This is a genomic window from Rhizobium sp. N621 (assembly GCF_001664325.1).
GTDB classification, from domain to species: Bacteria; Pseudomonadota; Alphaproteobacteria; order Rhizobiales; family Rhizobiaceae; genus Rhizobium; species Rhizobium esperanzae.
The window spans coordinates 85913-102525 of sequence record NZ_CP013496.1; the positions used below are offsets into that span (position 1 = coordinate 85913).

General features: G+C 62.2%; 15 protein-coding genes. 10 read left to right on the top strand and 5 right to left on the bottom strand.

The features are described 5' to 3' along the window. The 3 genes from AMK00_RS21590 to AMK00_RS21600 form a co-directional block, all read right to left on the bottom strand. Positions 1-1611: a carboxyl transferase domain-containing protein gene (locus AMK00_RS21590; RefSeq protein WP_064806787.1), complete on the bottom strand. Its 1611-nt coding sequence runs from the start codon at positions 1609-1611 to the stop codon at positions 1-3. Then, a complete protein-coding gene (locus tag AMK00_RS21595; RefSeq protein ID WP_064806789.1) occupies positions 1608-2753 on the bottom strand; it encodes an isovaleryl-CoA dehydrogenase in 1146 nt (381 codons plus the stop codon). The genes AMK00_RS21590 and AMK00_RS21595 overlap by 4 nt, the downstream gene beginning before the upstream one ends. Before the next feature lie 298 nt (positions 2754-3051). Next, entirely contained in the window at positions 3052-4119 is a 1068-nt protein-coding gene (locus AMK00_RS21600; RefSeq protein ID WP_064807173.1) for an AraC family transcriptional regulator, read from the bottom strand. Positions 4120-4201: 82 nt separating this feature from the next. On the opposite strand from AMK00_RS21600, the gene AMK00_RS21605 reads away from it, so the two are divergent. The 10 genes from AMK00_RS21605 (at position 4202) to AMK00_RS32110 (ending at position 14017) form a co-directional block, all read left to right on the top strand. Further along, positions 4202-4969: an SDR family NAD(P)-dependent oxidoreductase gene (locus tag AMK00_RS21605; RefSeq protein WP_064806791.1), complete on the top strand. Its 768-nt coding sequence runs from the start codon at positions 4202-4204 to the stop codon at positions 4967-4969. Positions 4970-4991: 22 nt separating this feature from the next. After that, positions 4992-6179, top strand: a complete 1188-nt coding sequence (locus AMK00_RS21610; protein ID WP_064811837.1) for an acetyl-CoA C-acyltransferase — start codon at positions 4992-4994, stop codon at positions 6177-6179. Between the two features lie 19 nt (positions 6180-6198). Then, the gene (locus AMK00_RS21615; RefSeq protein ID WP_064811838.1) at positions 6199-7326 is read left to right on the top strand and encodes an acyl-CoA dehydrogenase family protein; all 1128 of its coding nucleotides are present in this window, start codon (positions 6199-6201) and stop codon (positions 7324-7326) included. Between the two features lie 65 nt (positions 7327-7391). After that, positions 7392-8624, top strand: coding sequence for a 3-methyl-2-oxobutanoate dehydrogenase (2-methylpropanoyl-transferring) subunit alpha (locus AMK00_RS21620; RefSeq protein ID WP_064811839.1), 1233 nt, complete (start codon positions 7392-7394; stop codon positions 8622-8624). A 1-nt stretch (position 8625) separates the two neighbouring features. After that, the gene (locus AMK00_RS21625; RefSeq protein ID WP_064811840.1) at positions 8626-9639 is read left to right on the top strand and encodes an alpha-ketoacid dehydrogenase subunit beta; all 1014 of its coding nucleotides are present in this window, start codon (positions 8626-8628) and stop codon (positions 9637-9639) included. A gap of 3 nt (positions 9640-9642) precedes the next feature. Next, positions 9643-10887, top strand: a complete 1245-nt coding sequence (locus tag AMK00_RS21630; protein WP_064811841.1) for a dihydrolipoamide acetyltransferase family protein — start codon at positions 9643-9645, stop codon at positions 10885-10887. A gap of 3 nt (positions 10888-10890) precedes the next feature. Continuing rightward, on the top strand, positions 10891-12288 hold the full coding sequence (gene lpdA, locus AMK00_RS21635) for a dihydrolipoyl dehydrogenase (RefSeq protein WP_064811842.1): 1398 nt from the start codon (positions 10891-10893) through the stop codon (positions 12286-12288). Between the two features lie 177 nt (positions 12289-12465). Then, on the top strand, positions 12466-12855 hold the full coding sequence (locus tag AMK00_RS21640; RefSeq protein WP_064811843.1) for a hypothetical protein: 390 nt from the start codon (positions 12466-12468) through the stop codon (positions 12853-12855). A 482-nt stretch (positions 12856-13337) separates the two neighbouring features. Next, complete coding sequence (locus AMK00_RS21645; RefSeq protein ID WP_123876240.1) at positions 13338-13748, top strand: hypothetical protein; 411 nt, start codon at positions 13338-13340, stop codon at positions 13746-13748. Positions 13749-13780: 32 nt separating this feature from the next. Continuing rightward, positions 13781-14017, top strand: coding sequence for a hypothetical protein (locus AMK00_RS32110; RefSeq protein ID WP_123876241.1), 237 nt, complete (start codon positions 13781-13783; stop codon positions 14015-14017). 172 nt (positions 14018-14189) lie between these two features. Here AMK00_RS32110 and AMK00_RS21650 read toward each other — a convergent pair whose 3' ends face one another. Together AMK00_RS21650 and AMK00_RS21655 are read right to left on the bottom strand one after the other, a co-directional pair. Continuing rightward, entirely contained in the window at positions 14190-14951 is a 762-nt protein-coding gene (locus AMK00_RS21650; RefSeq protein WP_064811845.1) for a slipin family protein, read from the bottom strand. Between the two features lie 29 nt (positions 14952-14980). After that, positions 14981-16384 carry an NfeD family protein gene (locus AMK00_RS21655; RefSeq protein ID WP_064811846.1) on the bottom strand — a complete coding sequence of 468 codons (1404 nt, stop codon included), beginning with the start codon at positions 16382-16384 and terminating at the stop codon, positions 14981-14983. Positions 16385-16613: the final 229 nt, after the last annotated feature.

Here is a 16613-nt window from a genome sequence, read left to right on the forward strand (position 1 = left end):
TCACATCCGGAACAGGCCGAAGCGCGGCCCTTTCGGGATCGGCGCATTCAGGCAGGCGGAGAACGCAAGACCAAGGACGTCGCGCGTCTGGCTGGGGTCGATGATGCCGTCGTCCCAAAGGCGGGCGGTGGCGTAATAGGGATTGCCCTCCGCCTCGTAGTCGGCACGGATCGGCGCCTTGAAAGCCTCCTCGTCGTCAGCAGACCAATTCTCTCCGCGCGCCTCCATCGCGTCGCGGCGGATGGTGGCGAGCACGGAAGCCGCCTGTTCGCCGCCCATGACGCTGATGCGGCTGTTCGGCCAGGTGAAGAGGAAACGCGGGCGATAGGCGCGGCCGCACATGCCGTAATTGCCGGCGCCGAAACTGCCGCCGATGATGACAGTCACCTTGGGCACGGTCGCCGTGGCGACCGCCGTCACCAGCTTTGCCCCGTCCTTGGCGATGCCGCCGGCCTCGTATCGGCCGCCGACCATGAAACCTGAAATATTCTGCAGGAAGAGCAGCGGCACCCGGCGCTGACAGGCGAGCTCGATGAAATGAGCGCCCTTCAGCGCGCTTTCGGAAAAGAGCACGCCGTTATTGGCGATGACGGCGACAGGCATGCCCCAGATGCGGGCGAAGCCGCAGACGAGGGTGGTGCCGTAGAGCGGTTTGAACTCGTGCAGTTCCGAACCGTCGACGATCCGGCCGATGACTTCGCGCACGTCATAGGGTGAGCGCACGTCATCGGGGATGAGGCCGTGAAGGTCTTCGACGGTTAGCTTCGGTGGCCGCGGAGGCTGGATGTCGATATCGACCGATTTCACGCTGTTGAGGCTGGCAACGATGTCGCGCACCAGGAGCAGTGCGTGTTCGTCGTTCTCTGCGACATGGTCGACGACGCCGGAGCGGCGGCCGTGGGTCTCGGCGCCGCCGAGCTCTTCGGCCGAGATGATTTCGCCGGTGGCGGCTTTGACCAGCGGCGGGCCGGCGAGGAAAATCGTGCCCTGATTGCGGACGATCACCGTCTCGTCGGACATGGCCGGCACATAGGCGCCGCCGGCGGTGCAGCTTCCCAAGACGCAGGCGATCTGCGGAATGCCTTCGGCCGACATCTGCGCCTGGTTGTAGAAAATCGCACCGAAATGGTCGCGGTCGGGGAAGACCTCGGCCTGATGCGGAAGATTGGCGCCGCCGCTATCAACCAGATAGAGGCAGGGCAGCCGGTTCTGCAGGGCGATCTCCTGCGCCCTGAGATGTTTCTTCACCGTCATCGGAAAATAGGCGCCGCCCTTCACCGTCGCATCATTGGCGACGATCATTACCTCGCGGCCGCAAACGCGGCCGACGCCGGATATAATGCCGGCGCCCGGCGCCTCGCCGCCATACATGCCGTTGGCAGCCAGCGTGCCGATCTCCAGGAAGGGACTGCCAGCATCGAGCAGGAGCTGAATGCGGTCGCGCGGCAGGAGCTTGCCTTTGCTGGTATGGCGCGCGCGCGCCGCCTGCGATCCGCCCTCGCGCGCTTTCGCCGAACGCTCGCAGAGTTCGTCGATAAGCGCTCGATTCTTGGCGGTATTGGCTTTGAAGCTTTCGCTGTGTCGATCGATCGCAGTCGAAATCACCGTCATGATGCGATGAGCTCCCGCCCGATCAGATACCGGCGAATCTCATTGGTGCCGGCGCCGATATCGTAGAGCTTGGCGTCGCGCAGGAACCGCTCGACCGGCCATTCCTTGGTATAGCCGGCGCCACCAAGCGCCTGGATCGCCTCCAGCGACACCTTCACCGCGTTCTCGCTGGCAAAGAGGATTGCGGCGGCCGCGTCGGTGCGCGTCGCGCGGCCGGCATCGCAGGCGCGGGCGACGGAATAGACATAGGCGCGGGCCGAATTCAGCGCGACATACATGTCGGCGATCTTACCCTGCATCAGCTGGAAATCGCCGATCGGCCTGCCGAACTGCTTGCGATCGCGGACATAGGGCAGCACGACATCGAGACAGGCCTGCATGATGCCGAGCGGGCCGCCGGCGAGCACAGCGCGCTCGTAATCGAGGCCGGACATCAGGATCTTCACGCCTTCTCCCTCCCGGCCCATCAACGCCTCGGCCGGCACCTCGCAATCCTGGAAGACCAGTTCGGCCGTATCGCTGCCGCGCATGCCGAGCTTGGAGAGCTTCTTCGAGACGCTGAAGCCGGGCAGGGCTTTTTCGATGATGAAGGCGGAAATGCCCTTCGGGCCGGCGGCCGGATCGGTCTTGGCATAGACGACGAGCACGTCGGCATGCGGTGCATTGGTGATCCAGAATTTGGTACCGTTGAGGACATAGCGGTCGCCTTTTTTCTCGGCCCGCAACCGCATCGAGACGACATCGGAGCCCGAGCCGACCTCCGACATGGCAAGCGAGCCGACATGTTCGCCGGAGATCAGCTTCGGCAGATGGCGGCGTTTCTGCTCCGCCGAGGCCCAGCGGCGGATTTGATTGACGCAGAGATTGGAATGGGCGCCGTAGCTGAGGCCAACGGAAGCCGAGGCGCGCGAGACCTCCTCCATGGCGACAACGTGCTCGAGATAACCGAGACCGGCGCCACCCAATTCTTCCTCGACGGTGATGCCATGCAAGCCGAGCGCGCCCATCTGAGGCCAGAGCTGGCGCGGAAACGTGTTGCTTTCGTCGATCTCCGCAGCCAGCGGAGCAATGTGATCGGCAGCAAACCGCGCCGTCGCTTCGCGGATCGCATCCGCGGTTTCGCCGAGCGAAAAATCAAACATGGCACTCCTCCCGCTAAAATATGTAGCGCGGGTTGCGAAAGGTTCAAAGTGCTGTTGGTTGAATGGTATTTGGAAGCGCTAATGGAAGGTGGTGCGGCAAGCCCGCCCGTTCCTCCCTCATGCCTGTGCTTGTCACAGGCATCCAGCCACCGCGCGTCCGCGCGGTGAATGACTCATTTTTGAAGGGCGTCTCTTGCGCCCAAGGACTTGGGCGTGCTGGATGCCTGTGACGAGCACAGGCATGAGGGAACGTGTTGGACGGCCAGCGCCAGATCGCAGCGCTGATCAAGATTCTATGCTACCGCTCGCGATCTTGTTCACCCGCTTCCTCACGCCGGAACGTCTCCGGGCTCTTGCCCATCCATTTCCGGAAGGCCCGGAAGAAGGCGCTGGGTTCGGAATAGCCGAGCTGCACGGCGATCTCGCCGATCGTTTTCGATGTATTCAGCAGCAGTTCGACGGCGAGATCGCGGCGGATCTCGTCCTTGATGGCGGCATAGCTTTGTCCTTCGTCGTGCAAGCGATGGCGCAGCGTCGAGGGCGGCATGCGCATATCGGCGGCGAGTTCGGCAAAGCTTCGCCACGTGGCCGGCGTTGCCTGGTTCAAGCGCCGGCGGACGGCGGCGGCGATGCCGGCATCGTAGCGGTAGCGCACCAGAATATTGGCGGGCGCGCCGCGCAGGAACTGTTTCAACGCCTGCTCGCTGCGTGAAATCGGCAGGTCGAGCAGAGTGCTGTCGAAGCCGAGACGGCTGATCGGTTGCGAGAAGCGCACCGGCGCGCCGAAGAACAGCCGGTAGTCGGCGCCTTGTTTCGGTTCGGCACAGCGGAAGTCGACGAGCCGGATGGGGATGCGGCGGCCGACCAGCCAACAGGTGATGCCGTGCAGGATGATCCAGTAGGTACGGTAGGCGAAGGCCGAGCGCGGGCTGCCCGCATCCCTGAGTTCGACCTCGGCGAGGCCGTCGCGGATGACGAGCTGCCCTCGGGGATCGTCGAGCACGACATCGAGGAAGCGCAGGGCCCGGCGGAGCGCTTGGCCGAGCGTCGGCGCATGCAGAACACAATGGCAGAGCAGGGTGAAGCTGCCGCTGCGCATTGGCCGGCCGCCCATGCCGAAGAATTCGTCATCGAGCTCGGCGGCGATTGCCAGCCAGAGCGCGCCATAGGTCTCGGCAGACACCGGCTGATCGACGGCCGATGGCAGCCCGACCCGGGCAAGGATCGGCGCCGTTGGCTTGCCGAGCCGCCGCAGGCTGTCGAGCGCCTCCTCGACGAAACCCGGTGCAATCATGCGTCGCTCGATCTCGGCCATCCCAACCTCGCTATGGCAATAATGGCCGAAATAATGGAGCAGTTCTGTCATCGCTTGCAATAGCTGGAGCGAATAGAATCCTGCCTGCCGGCAACATCTGGAGGAAATGGCCGGCGGCGAGGAGAAGAGATCCATGCTGATCCATGGGGCAAGTTTCATCGTCACCGGCGGCGGCTCCGGGCTCGGAGCGGCGACGGCGCGCATGCTGCTCGAGGCCGGCGGGCATGTGACGATCGCCGATCTCAATGTTGACGCGGGCGAGGCGCTCGCGCGGGAATTCGGCAGCGATGCTCGCTTCGTCAAGGCCGATGTGACCGATGGCGAGGCGGGAGCAGCTGTGGTCGCGGCGGCTGTTGAAGCCTTCGGCAGCCTGCGCGGTCTGATCAATTGCGCCGGGGTGGCGCCGGCCGAAAAGGTGATCGGCCGTGACGGGCCGCACCGCCTGGAGAGTTTCGCGCGCACCATCGGCATCAATCTGATCGGCACGTTCAACATGATCCGGCTTGCGGCTGCCGCGATCCAGACTGCGGCGCCGGATGGCGAAGGGGAACGCGGCGTGATCGTCAACACGGCCTCGGTCGCCGCCTTCGACGGTCAGATCGGCCAGGCGGCCTATGCCGCTTCCAAAGGCGGGGTGGCGGCGATGACCTTGCCGATCGCCCGCGAGCTTGCCCGTCACGGCATCCGTGTCGTGTCGATTGCGCCCGGCATTTTCGAGACGCCGATGATGGCCGGCATGCCGGCCGAAGTTCAGGCGGCACTCTGCCAGAGCGTGCCCTTTCCGCCGCGGCTCGGCCGGCCGGCGGAATTTGCCGGGCTGGTGCGCCATATCTTTGAAAACAATATGCTGAACGGCGAGGTCATCCGCCTCGACGGCGCATTGCGGATGGGCGCGCGCTGAGCGTCTGCCCCAAGGAGGAAAGATGGCACTGCAGGATCCCATCGTCATCGTCGGCGCGGCGCGCACGCCGATCGGCAGTTTCCAGGGAGAGCTGAAGGAGGTGACGGCGCCGGAGCTCGGAGCAACGGCGATCCGCGCTGCACTGGAGCGCAGCCGGGTCTCGGCCGAGGCGGTCGAGGAGGTCGTCTTCGGCTGCGTGTTGCCGGCGGGCCTTGGCCAGGCGCCGGCGCGTCAGGCGGCGATCGGCGCCGGTCTACCCTTCGCGACGGGGGCCAGCACCGTCAACAAGATGTGCGGCTCGGGCATGAAGGCGGTCATGATGGCGCATGACCTGATCGCCGCCGACAGCGCCTCGGTGGCGGTCGCCGGCGGCATGGAAAGCATGACGAACGCGCCCTATCTCCTTGACAAGGCCCGCGGCGGCTACAGGCTCGGCCATGGGCGTGTCGTGGATCACATGTTCCTCGACGGGCTGGAGGATGCTTATGACAAGGGGCGCTTGATGGGCAGCTTCGCGGAGGATTGCGCCGAGGCGTATCAGTTCACGCGCGAGGCGCAGGATAATTACGCCATCGCCTCTCTGACGCGGGCGCAGAAGGCGATCACGGATGGCTGTTTCGACAGCGAGATCGTGCCGGTCACGGTAAAATCAGGCAAGGCCGAGCAGCTGGCGAGCCGCGACGAGCAGCCGAGTCGGGCGAAGCTCGACAAAATCCCGACCCTGAAGCCCGCCTTTCGCGAGGGCGGCACGGTGACGGCCGCCAATTCCAGCTCGATTTCCGACGGCGCAGCCGCCCTCGTTCTGATGCGCCGATCTGAGGCGGAGCATCGCGGTTTGACGCCGCTCGCCACCATCCTCGGCCATGCCACCCACTCACAAGCACCCAATCTTTTCGCCACCGCGCCAATCGGCGCGCTGCAGAAGCTTTCCGACCGGACTGGCCTGGCGCTCTCGAATGTCGATCTCTTCGAAATCAACGAGGCTTTCGCCGTTGTCGCCATGGCGGCGATGCGCGATCTCGATCTGCCGCATGAAAAGGTGAATGTGCATGGCGGCGCCTGCGCCCTCGGCCATCCGATCGGCGCATCGGGGGCTCGCATTCTGGTAACGCTGCTTTCAGCATTGGAGCGCTACGACCTCAAGCGCGGCATGGCGGCACTCTGCATCGGCGGCGGCGAGGCGACGGCCGTCGCCATCGAGCGGCACTAGCGGGAAGGGGAGGAGCCACATGATTCTTTCCGAACTCCAGCAGCAGATCTCGGATGTCGCCCGCGACTTTGCCCGCGACCGGCTGGCGCCGGGGGCGGCCAGGCGCGATCGGGAGCATCTCTTTCCGCGCGAGGAATTGCAGGAGATGGGCGAACTCGGGCTGCTCGGCATGCTTGTGCCGGAAGCTTATGGCGGCTCGGATACGGGTGTCATCGCCTATGCCGCCGCACTCGAGGAGATTGCCGCCGGCGATGGGCCGTGCTCGACGATCATGAGCGTGCACAGCTCCGTCGGCTGCGTGCCGATCCTCAAATTCGGCACCGAAGAGCAGCGGCAGCGTTTCCTGCCGAAGCTTGCGACCGGCGAATGGATCGGCGGCTTTGCGCTCACCGAGCCGCAGGCCGGTTCCGATGCCTCGAACCTCAAGACCCGAGCCCGGCGCGACGGCGATCACTATGTGATCGACGGCGCCAAGCAGTTCATCACCTCGGGAAAGAACGGCAATGTCATCATCGTCTTTGCCGTCACCGATCCCGACGCCGGCAAGAAGGGCATCACCGCCTTCATCGTGCCGACGGACACACCTGGCTACGAGGTGATCCGGGTCGAAGAAAAGCTTGGGCTGCATTCCACCGATACCTGCCAGATCGCCTTCAACGCCATGCGCATTCCTGCGGATTTGAGGTTGGGTGCGGAAGGCGAAGGTTATCGCATCGCGCTCGCCAATCTCGAGGGCGGGCGGATCGGCATTGCCGCGCAAGCCGTCGGCATGGCGCGCGCAGCCTTCGAGGCGGCGCGCGACTACGCGAAGGAGCGTACCGCCTTCGGCAAGCCGATCTTTGAACATCAGGCCGTTGCCTTCCGCCTTGCCGACATGGCGGTACGGATCGAGGCGGCGCGGCAGCTCGTCTTTCACGCCGCTTCCCTCAGGGAAGCGGAGCTTCCGTGCCTGTCTGAAGCCTCGATGGCAAAGCTCTTTGCCTCGGAGATGGCCGAGCGCGTCTGCTCCGATGCGATCCAGATCCATGGCGGCTATGGCTACATGGCCGATTATCCTGTCGAGCGCATCTACCGCGATGTGCGCATCTGCCAGATCTACGAGGGAACGAGCGACGTCCAGCGCATGGTGATTGCCCGCAATCTATAGGAATGACATCCGGTCCCGCTTCCGGGGAGAAGGGCAGGGCCGGCAAAGGGAGGAAAGAAAAAACCATGGTGGATTCCGCTCGTTTGAGCCTGCACGTCCCCGAACCTGCCGTCCGCCCGGGCGGCCAGCCTGATTTTTCCAATGTCAAGATCGCCAAGGCCGGCTCCGTGCCGCGGCCGGAGGTCGATGTCGCGTCCGAGGATATCCGCGATCTCGCCTATTCGATCATCCGCGTCTTGAACCGTGACGGCGAGGCGGTCGGTCCCTGGGCCGGATCGATCTCCGACGAGGAGCTGCTGACCGGCCTTCGCAACATGATGAAGCTGCGAGCCTTCGATGCCCGCATGCTGATGGCGCAGCGCCAGGGCAAGACCTCCTTCTACATGCAGCATCTCGGCGAAGAGGCCGTCAGCTGCGCCTTCCGCAAGGCGCTTGTTAAGGGCGACATGAATTTCCCGACCTATCGTCAGGCGGGCCTCCTGATCGCCGACGACTACCCGATGGTCGAGATGATGAACCAGATCTACTCGAACGAGAGCGACCCGCTGCACGGCCGGCAGCTGCCGATCATGTATTCCTCCAAGGAACACGGCTTCTTCACCATCTCGGGCAATCTCGCCACACAATATGTGCAGGCCGTCGGCTGGGCGATGGCTTCGGCGATCAAGAACGACAGCCGCATTGCCGCGGCCTGGATCGGCGACGGATCGACGGCGGAATCCGACTTCCATTCGGCGCTCGTCTTCGCCTCGACCTACAAGGCGCCCGTCATCCTCAACATCGTCAACAATCAGTGGGCGATCTCCACCTTCCAGGGCATTGCCCGCGGCGGCTCCGGCACCTTTGCCGCCCGCGGCCTCGGCTTCGGCATTCCGGCGCTGCGGGTCGACGGCAACGATTATCTCGCCGTCCATGCGGTCGCCCGCTGGGCTGCCGAACGCGCCCGGCGCAATCTCGGGCCGACGCTGATCGAACATGTCACCTATCGGGTCGGCGCGCATTCGACCTCCGACGATCCGAGCGCCTATCGGCCGAAGACGGAATCGGAAGCCTGGCCGCTCGGCGATCCCGTGCTGCGGCTGAAGAAACATCTGATCGTCAAGGGCGTATGGTCCGAGGAGCGGCATGTGCAGGCGGAAGCCGAAATCATGGATGAAGTGATCGAGGCGCAGCGCCAGGCCGAGGCGCATGGCACGCTGCATGCTGGCGGCAGGCCTTCGGTGCGCGATATTTTCGAGGGCGTCTATGCCGAGATGCCGGCGCATATCCGTCGCCAGCGGCAGAAGGCAGGGTACTGACATGGCCAGGATGACGATGATCGAGGCCGTGCGCAGCGCCATGGACGTCTCGATGGCGAAGGACGACAATGTCGTGGTCTTCGGTGAGGATGTCGGCTATTTCGGCGGCGTCTTCCGCTGCACCCAAGGCCTGCAGGCAAAATATGGCAGGACGCGCTGCTTCGATACGCCGATCAGTGAATCCGGCATCGTCGGCACGGCAATCGGTATGGCGGCCTATGGGCTGAAGCCATGCGTCGAGATCCAATTTGCGGACTATGTGTATCCTGCCTATGACCAGCTGACGCAGGAGGCGGCGCGAATCCGCTATCGATCGAACGGCGATTTCACCTGCCCGATCGTCGTGCGTATGCCGACTGGCGGCGGCATCTTCGGCGGCCAGACGCACAGCCAGAGCCCGGAAGCGCTCTTCACCCATGTCTGCGGGCTGAAGGTGATCGTGCCGTCCAATCCCTATGATGCCAAGGGCCTGCTGATCGCGGCGATCGAGGATCCCGATCCGGTCATGTTCCTGGAGCCGAAGCGGCTCTATAACGGTCCCTTCGACGGTCATCATGAGCGGCCGGTGACGCCCTGGTCGAAACACGATCTCGGCGAGGTGCCCGACGGCCATTACACCATCCCGATCGGCAAGGCCGAGGTGCGGCGCGAGGGCTCGGCGGTGACCGTCATCGCCTATGGCACCATGGTGCATGTGGCGCTTGCCGCGGCCGAGGATGCCGGCATCGATGCCGAGGTGATCGATTTGAGAAGCCTGCTGCCGCTCGATCTCGATACGATCGTCAAATCGGTCACCAAAACCGGGCGCTGCGTCGTCGTGCACGAGGCGACCTTGACGTCGGGCTTCGGCGCCGAGGTCGTGTCGCTGGTACAGGAACATTGCTTCTATCATCTGGAAGCGCCTGTTGTGCGCGTCGCGGGATGGGACACGCCCTATCCGCATGCGCAGGAATGGGACTATTTCCCCGGCCCCGGCCGGGTCGGGCGGGCGCTTGCCGAAGTCATGGAGGCCTGAGCCATGGGCGAATTCATCATCAAGATGCCCGATGTCGGGGAGGGGGTGGCCGAGGCCGAGCTGGTGGAATGGCATGTGAAGCCGGGAGATCCCGTCCGCGAGGATATGGTGATCGCCGCGGTGATGACCGACAAGGCGACAGTTGAAATTCCCTCTCCCGTCGATGGCACCGTCATCTGGCTCGCCGGCGATATCGGAGACCGCATTGCGGTGAAGGCCCCGCTGGTCCGGATCGAGACGGCGGGAGGTGCCGGCGAGGCCCAACCGATGCGAATCTCGCAGGCGCCGACCGCCGAAGTGGTCAAGGCGGAAATCGCGAGACCCGCCCCGGAAACGCCGGTCTCCGCGGCGCCGGCTGCTGCCGCGCCGTTCGCCGAAAAGCCGCTTGCCGCTCCCTCCGTTCGGCTCTTTGCCAGGGAAAGCGGCGTCGATCTCAGGCAGGTGCAGGGGAGCGGGCCGGCCGGACGTATCCTGCGTGAAGATGTCGAGCAATTCCTCGTGCAAGGCGCTGCTCCTGTCCTCGTCAAGGGCGGATCCGTCAAGAAGACAGCGACCGAGGAGATCAAGCTCACCGGATTGCGCCGCCGCATCGCCGAGAAGATGGTGCTTTCCACGTCGCGCATTCCCCACATCACCTATGTGGAGGAAGTGGACATGACGGCGCTGGAGGAGCTGCGCGCCACCATGAACGGCGACCGCAGGGAAGGCCATCCGAAGCTGACGGTCCTGCCCTTCCTGATGCGGGCGCTGGTCAAGGCCATTGCCGCGCAGCCTGAGGTCAACGCAACTTTCGACGACGATGCCGGCATCATCACACGCCATAGCGCCGTGCATATCGGCATCGCCACGCAGACGCCGGCCGGCCTGACCGTGCCGGTGGTGCGGCATGCGGAAGCGCGCGGCATCTGGGGCTGCGCCGCCGAGATGGCCCGGCTGGCGGAGGCGGCGCGGTCGGGGACTGCGACGCGCGATGAGCTTTCCGGCTCCACCATCACCATCAGCTCGCTCGGCGCGCTCGGCGGCATCGTCTCGACACCCGTCATCAACCATCCAGAGGTGGCGATCATCGGCGTCAACAAGATTGCCACACGGCCCGTCTGGGACGGGACCCAGTTCGTGCCGCGCAAGATGATGAACCTCTCCTCGAGTTTCGATCATCGCATCATCGACGGCTGGGATGCGGCGACCTTCGTCCAGCGCATCCGCACGCTCCTCGAAACGCCGGCGCTCATTTTCATCGAAGGCTGAGCCATGAAAGAAATTGTCTGCAAGCTCCTCGTCATCGGCGCCGGCCCGGGCGGTTATGTCTGCGCCATCCGCGCCGGACAGCTCGGCATCGATACCGTCATCGTCGAAGCCGGCAAGCCGGGCGGCACCTGCCTCACGGTCGGCTGCATTCCCTCCAAGGCGTTGATCCACGCAGCCGAGGAATTCGACGCCACGCAAAAAATGCTGGCCGGCAAGAACCCGATGGGCATCCGCGTCGAAGGCGCCTCGATCGATCTCGCAAAGACAATCGCCTGGAAGGACGGCATTGTCGGCCGGCTCACCGGCGGCGTCTCGGGTCTGTTGCAGAAGGCGCGGGTAAAGATCGTCCATGGCCGGGCCCACTTCCGTGACGGCAAGACGGTGGAGGTGGAGACCGAAACCGGCCAGCAGGTCATCCGCGCCGAGACCGTGGTAATCGCCACCGGTTCCGATCCGGTGGAGCTTGCCGATCTGCCTTTCGGCGGACGCGTCATTTCCTCGACCGAGGCGCTGTCGCTGAGGGAACTGCCGAAAAAGCTTGTGGTGGTCGGCGGCGGTTATATCGGACTGGAACTCGGGATAGCCTTTTCGAAGATGGGCTCGGAGGTGAGCGTCGTCGAGGCGACGCCGCAGGTGCTGCCGCTCTATGATGCAGAGTTGGTGCGTCCCGTCATGCGCAAGCTTACCGAAAGCGGCATCCGGGTGCTCACAGGCGCGAAGGCGATGGGTCTTGCCGATAATGGCGAGGCATTGATCGTTGAAACGTCGGATGGCCGGCGTGAGACACTGTCGGCGGATCGCATGCTTGTCACTGTCGGCCGCCGCCCCCGAACGGCAGGGTCCGGTCTCGAGGAGCTCGATCTCGACCGCGCCGGTCCGTATCTGAGGATCGACGATCAATGCCGCACCTCGATGCGCGGCATCTATGCGATCGGCGATGTGACCGGCGAGCCGATGCTGGCGCATCGGGCGATGGCGCAAGGGGAGATGGTGGCGGAGATCGTTGCGGGCAGGAAGCGGGGTTGGGACAAAAGATGCATTCCCGCCATCTGCTTTACCGATCCTGAGATCGTCAGCGCCGGCCTGTCGCCGGCGGAGGCGCGCGCACAAGGATATGAGATCCGCACCGCCCAGTTTCCGTTCAGCGCCAACGGGCGGGCGATGACGATGGTCTCTGAGGAGGGCTTCGTGCGCGTGGTGGCCCGCGCCGACACCAATCTGGTTCTCGGCCTGCAGGCCGTGGGGGCCGGGGTCTCCGAACTCTCGGCGGCTTTTGCGCTGGCGATCGAGATGGGAGCGCGCCTGGAAGACATCGCAGGCACCATCCACGCGCATCCGACCCGCAGCGAAGCGGTCATGGAGGCGGCGCTGAAAGCTTTGGGAAGCGCTTTGCATATTTGAGCCGATCCAGGCACGTTCTAAGCGATGCGGCTAGAGCGGCCGGTGCAAGTTCACTTACGATTAGAGGAAGTCTTGCTAACCCAGCCTTGGAAAGAGTACTTGCAGCCCGATGGGGCCTAACGGCAGAGGTTGGCAAAAGGGACGGACTCATTTACGATACCTCTAAGGTGATACGCAATGAACGCGAGAATTCGGGCCAAAAGAATATTAAAGGATCTGAGGCGTTATGAAGCGATGCCATCGCCGATCTGGCACCAAAGAGAGGAATTTGGCTTCTTGATCGGGATATATTCTAATCCAGGCCCGAGTAACAATAAGATATTTATATTGGATAACGGCATATTTTGGGGCGACGGTGGAGAGGGAAAGTCATTCCTCTACTCCGAGGTAAAGTTGGTGTCCATTCTAGAGGGACAAGAGAGCGTTGAAATAATCATCTTGACTGACGGGGGCAAGGAGTTACGGATTCCTGTCTCCGGCAAGGACGGAAAATACTCCGACTGTATGGTCATGCTTCGATTCCTGGATAGGGTTGTAGCGGATGCGAAAAAATATCCCTACGAGTGAGGCGCACCGGCCGATTTACGAAAAAATGCACAAAGCCGATCCGCATCGTCGGCCAGGGGCCTCGTTGGCCTGGCCGCACTGACAACGCTCCTTTCGGTCGTTCCGATCGGCTTCACCGTCTGCTCTGTCCGTGCTCAGGAACTGACCACTGGTGAGCAAAGCCCGCAGCTGGACCAGCTTGCGCCGGCGGAACGTGACATCACCGAGGAAAGCCTTAAATACGGCGCGCAGTTGCCGCCAACACGGCGTTGCGCATCCACTGAAAGGCGTCTCCCTTAAAAGGGCAAGGCGTATGCGTGACTGGCCGAAAACAGATTTTCGCGAACTGCCTTGAAATCAGAGATCATCCCGAGTGCGCCTCTATTCCTTCAAGGCAAGATGATCGCATTTTCTCTTTTTGATTGCTTGGACAAACAGAGAATGAAAATATTGGCGAAACTTGTAGTAATTGGCGGATGTCTTTTCACGCGGGCTATGGGCCTGTGTCCGATCGTGTACGTGAGATCGAGCTCGCGGAACTCCATCCGCTGGGCGAGGAGTGCGACGGAGCCTATTACAAGCTCGATGGCGCCGCTCTCGTATTTGTTGAGGGAGATGGGCGCTCTAAAAAGCTTGCAGACAACGCATTGCTACATGAAGCTGAGGGAGCGGTGATCCTGGAGTTTGGGAGCGAGCCATTGATCTTTCAATGGATTCTCACGCGCAAGGATACCGAGAATATCGTCGGCCTTGATTCTCGATTGAAGCATCCCATAACTGAGGCCGAGACCGCTTTCTATAAGAAAACCACCGGTAGAGTGCCGGACGACGCTAATAAAATTTGGAAAAGCTTCAAGGGCTTTACCCTTTGCCCGGTGCGAAACACAGTTCCGGCTTCCATCATGATTTCCTGATAAGTTGTATTTTTGCCGCAGAGACGATTGTGTTGTATGTGATCGCTCTTGTAGGGATCGAGTCCAGCGTTGCAGTGACAGCATCCAAGCCAGACCTTGATGCAATGATCCACGCTGCGCGCGACGGCACCGGGGCGACAGCCATTTCCGTCGCCGCAAGCGTGTTCCTCGTCATACTCGCGCTGCTGTGGTGGTTCCTGCCGCTCATCAGATGGCGAGGCCGGATGTTCTATGACCGATTCGCCGGCTGCGAGGTCCGCCGCTCGTGAGCTCATCTGGGTTCTTCCGATACGCAGTGTGTAGGCATGCTCCCGCAAAGGCGCTTCCTCGAAGTATCTCCGATTGGCGAGGCGGCGTTGCGCCAGTTCTCTAGGGCGTGACCTCATTTTGCTCCGAGGTTGACATCGAGCTGGATCAATCATCAACGCCAGTGCCGTTCGATCACTTCGGCTTAATGGCCATTAGATTGCCCAACTCCATCGGGAAGGGGAATAAAATCGTCGAAGTCTTCTCGCTGGCGATGACGTTCAAAGTGCTCAAGTAACGAAGTTGCATCGCCTCCGGCTGTTTGGCCAGAATTTCCGCCGCTTCCAGTAGCTTCGCTGCGGCTTGCTGTTCGCCCTCGGCATTGATGACCTTCGCGCGGCGTTCGCGTTCGGCTTCCGCTTGGCGGGCAATCGCGCGTATCATCGACTCGTTGATATCGACATGTTTGATCTCGACAGTGGCTACTTTAATTCCCCAAGCGTCCGTTTGAGCGTCGAGGATTTCCTGAATATCGGAGTTGAGCCTGTCGCGTTCTGCCAGCATTTCATCGAGGTCGTGCTTGCCGAGCACGGAGCGCAACGTCGTCTGAGCAAGCTGGCTTGTTGCCATCATGAAATCCTCGACCTGTATTGTCGATTTCTCGGGGTCAATGACCCTGAAGTAGATCACCGCGCTGACACGAACCGAGACATTGTCATGTGAGATGACGTCCTGGCTGGGGACATCGAGTACGCGCGTGCGCAAGTCGACCCGGATCATCTGCTGGACATAGGGAATGAGCAGAATCAAGCCGGGTCCCTTGACTCCGGTAAAGCGGCCAAGTGTGAACACGACGCCGCGTTCATATTCCCTCAGGATCTTAACCGCGGATGCGAGGATGGCGACCGCAATGACAATGGCCACCAAATAGAAGGCAAGATCTGCAAACATATCCATGGCTTCTCCTCCTGCGTTCTTGAGTGCCGCTAGGTGTCCTTAGGACGGCTGGTGACCTCGAGCGCCAGCCCGTTGCGGCCGGTCACCCTGACAGGGTCACCAGCGACAAGGGGTTCGGCGGAAACGGCCTTCCAGCGTTCGCCATGCGCGATGACGTACCCCGTGAGCCCCGTCCAACTCTCAACTTTACCGGAAATGCCAATCATCTCCTCTGCACCGGTGGCAACCTCGCGAAAGCGCGAGGTGAATGCCAGGCGAGCAACGACAAGGCTGAAGGCAAGAGTCGCAACTGCAATTGCGCCCAGTAGGGGGCGCGACACCTCCAAGCCGGGTATATCGGTATCAAACAAGATGGTTGCTCCCAGGATCACGGCTACCCCGCCGCCAATGCCAAATGCGCCGAAACTTGGCGAATGCGCCTCAGCCACAGTCAATCCTACGCCGAGCAAAATAAGCCCAAGGCCGGCAAAACTCACCGGCAGCAATGCCAGGGCATAGAGACCGAGGAGGAGGCAGATGCCGCCGATCGTGCCAGGAAGCATTGTCCCGGGTGCGAGAAATTCGAAGATCAGGCCATAGATACCAACCATCATCAGGATGATTGCGATGTTCGGATCGGTAATGACGGAAAGCAGGCGCGTGCGCCAGTCCGGCTCGAATTCCTGCACGGCCAAACCGGCGGTATCGAGCCGGACCTCCGTTTGACCGACCCGCACCATGCGGCCCTGCGCCTTTGCAAGGAGATCGTTGACATCAGCTGCCGTGAAATCGATGGCATGTTCGCGCACTGCCGCTGTGGATGAAAGGCTAGCAGCTTCGCGGACAGCACGCTCTGCCCAGTCGGCGTTGCGATTGCGCAATTCCGCAAGCCCACGGATGTAAGCGACTGCGTCGTTAACGGCTTTTGCTTCGTGGGCATTGCCTGGAGCTTCCGGTTGCTTGCCGCTAGGTTCGCTCGGCTTCTTTTCGGGTTCCTCATCACCGCCGAAAGGCTTCACGCTGAGCGCGATTGGTGTCGCTGCACCCAAATTGGTCCCAGGGGCCATTACCGCAATGTGGCTTGCGTAGAGAATATAGGTGCCGGCGCTGGCAGCCCGTGCCCCGCTTGGCGCGACGAAACTCGCGACAGGCACCGGCGAGGCAAGGATCGCGCGGATGATTTCCCGCATGGAGGTGTCAAGACCGCCTGGTGTATCCATTTGCAGGACGATCAAGACCGCTTCACGTTCGCCAGCACGCTGAATGCCTCGTACCACGTAGTCAGCTATAGCAGGCCCAATGGCGCCATTCACCTTGAGGACGACAGACGCGCGGTCAGACGCCGACGGTATGCCGAAGCCCCAAGCTGAAAGCAGCAAAAACAACAAAGTGAAGATTGGCGGTTGCCATCGCCAACACCTCAATCCCCGCGTGCCAATCGGCGGAACGTACATAGTATTTAATGTATGTCGGAAATTACAAAGAAAAAGACGGAGGCATCAAAGGCTCATGTTCAAGCCGTCTTATGCGCTCGTAAGGCGAGGTTGGCTAAGCGCATTGCACGGATGCGAGCCGCGTGGCCTATGTTTCTTGAAGGTCGCTGACGGCCAATCAGATACTTCAGGATCTTATCGCCAGACGAGAATATCTCGTTCGGCAGGACGCCTTACGACCAAACTATAT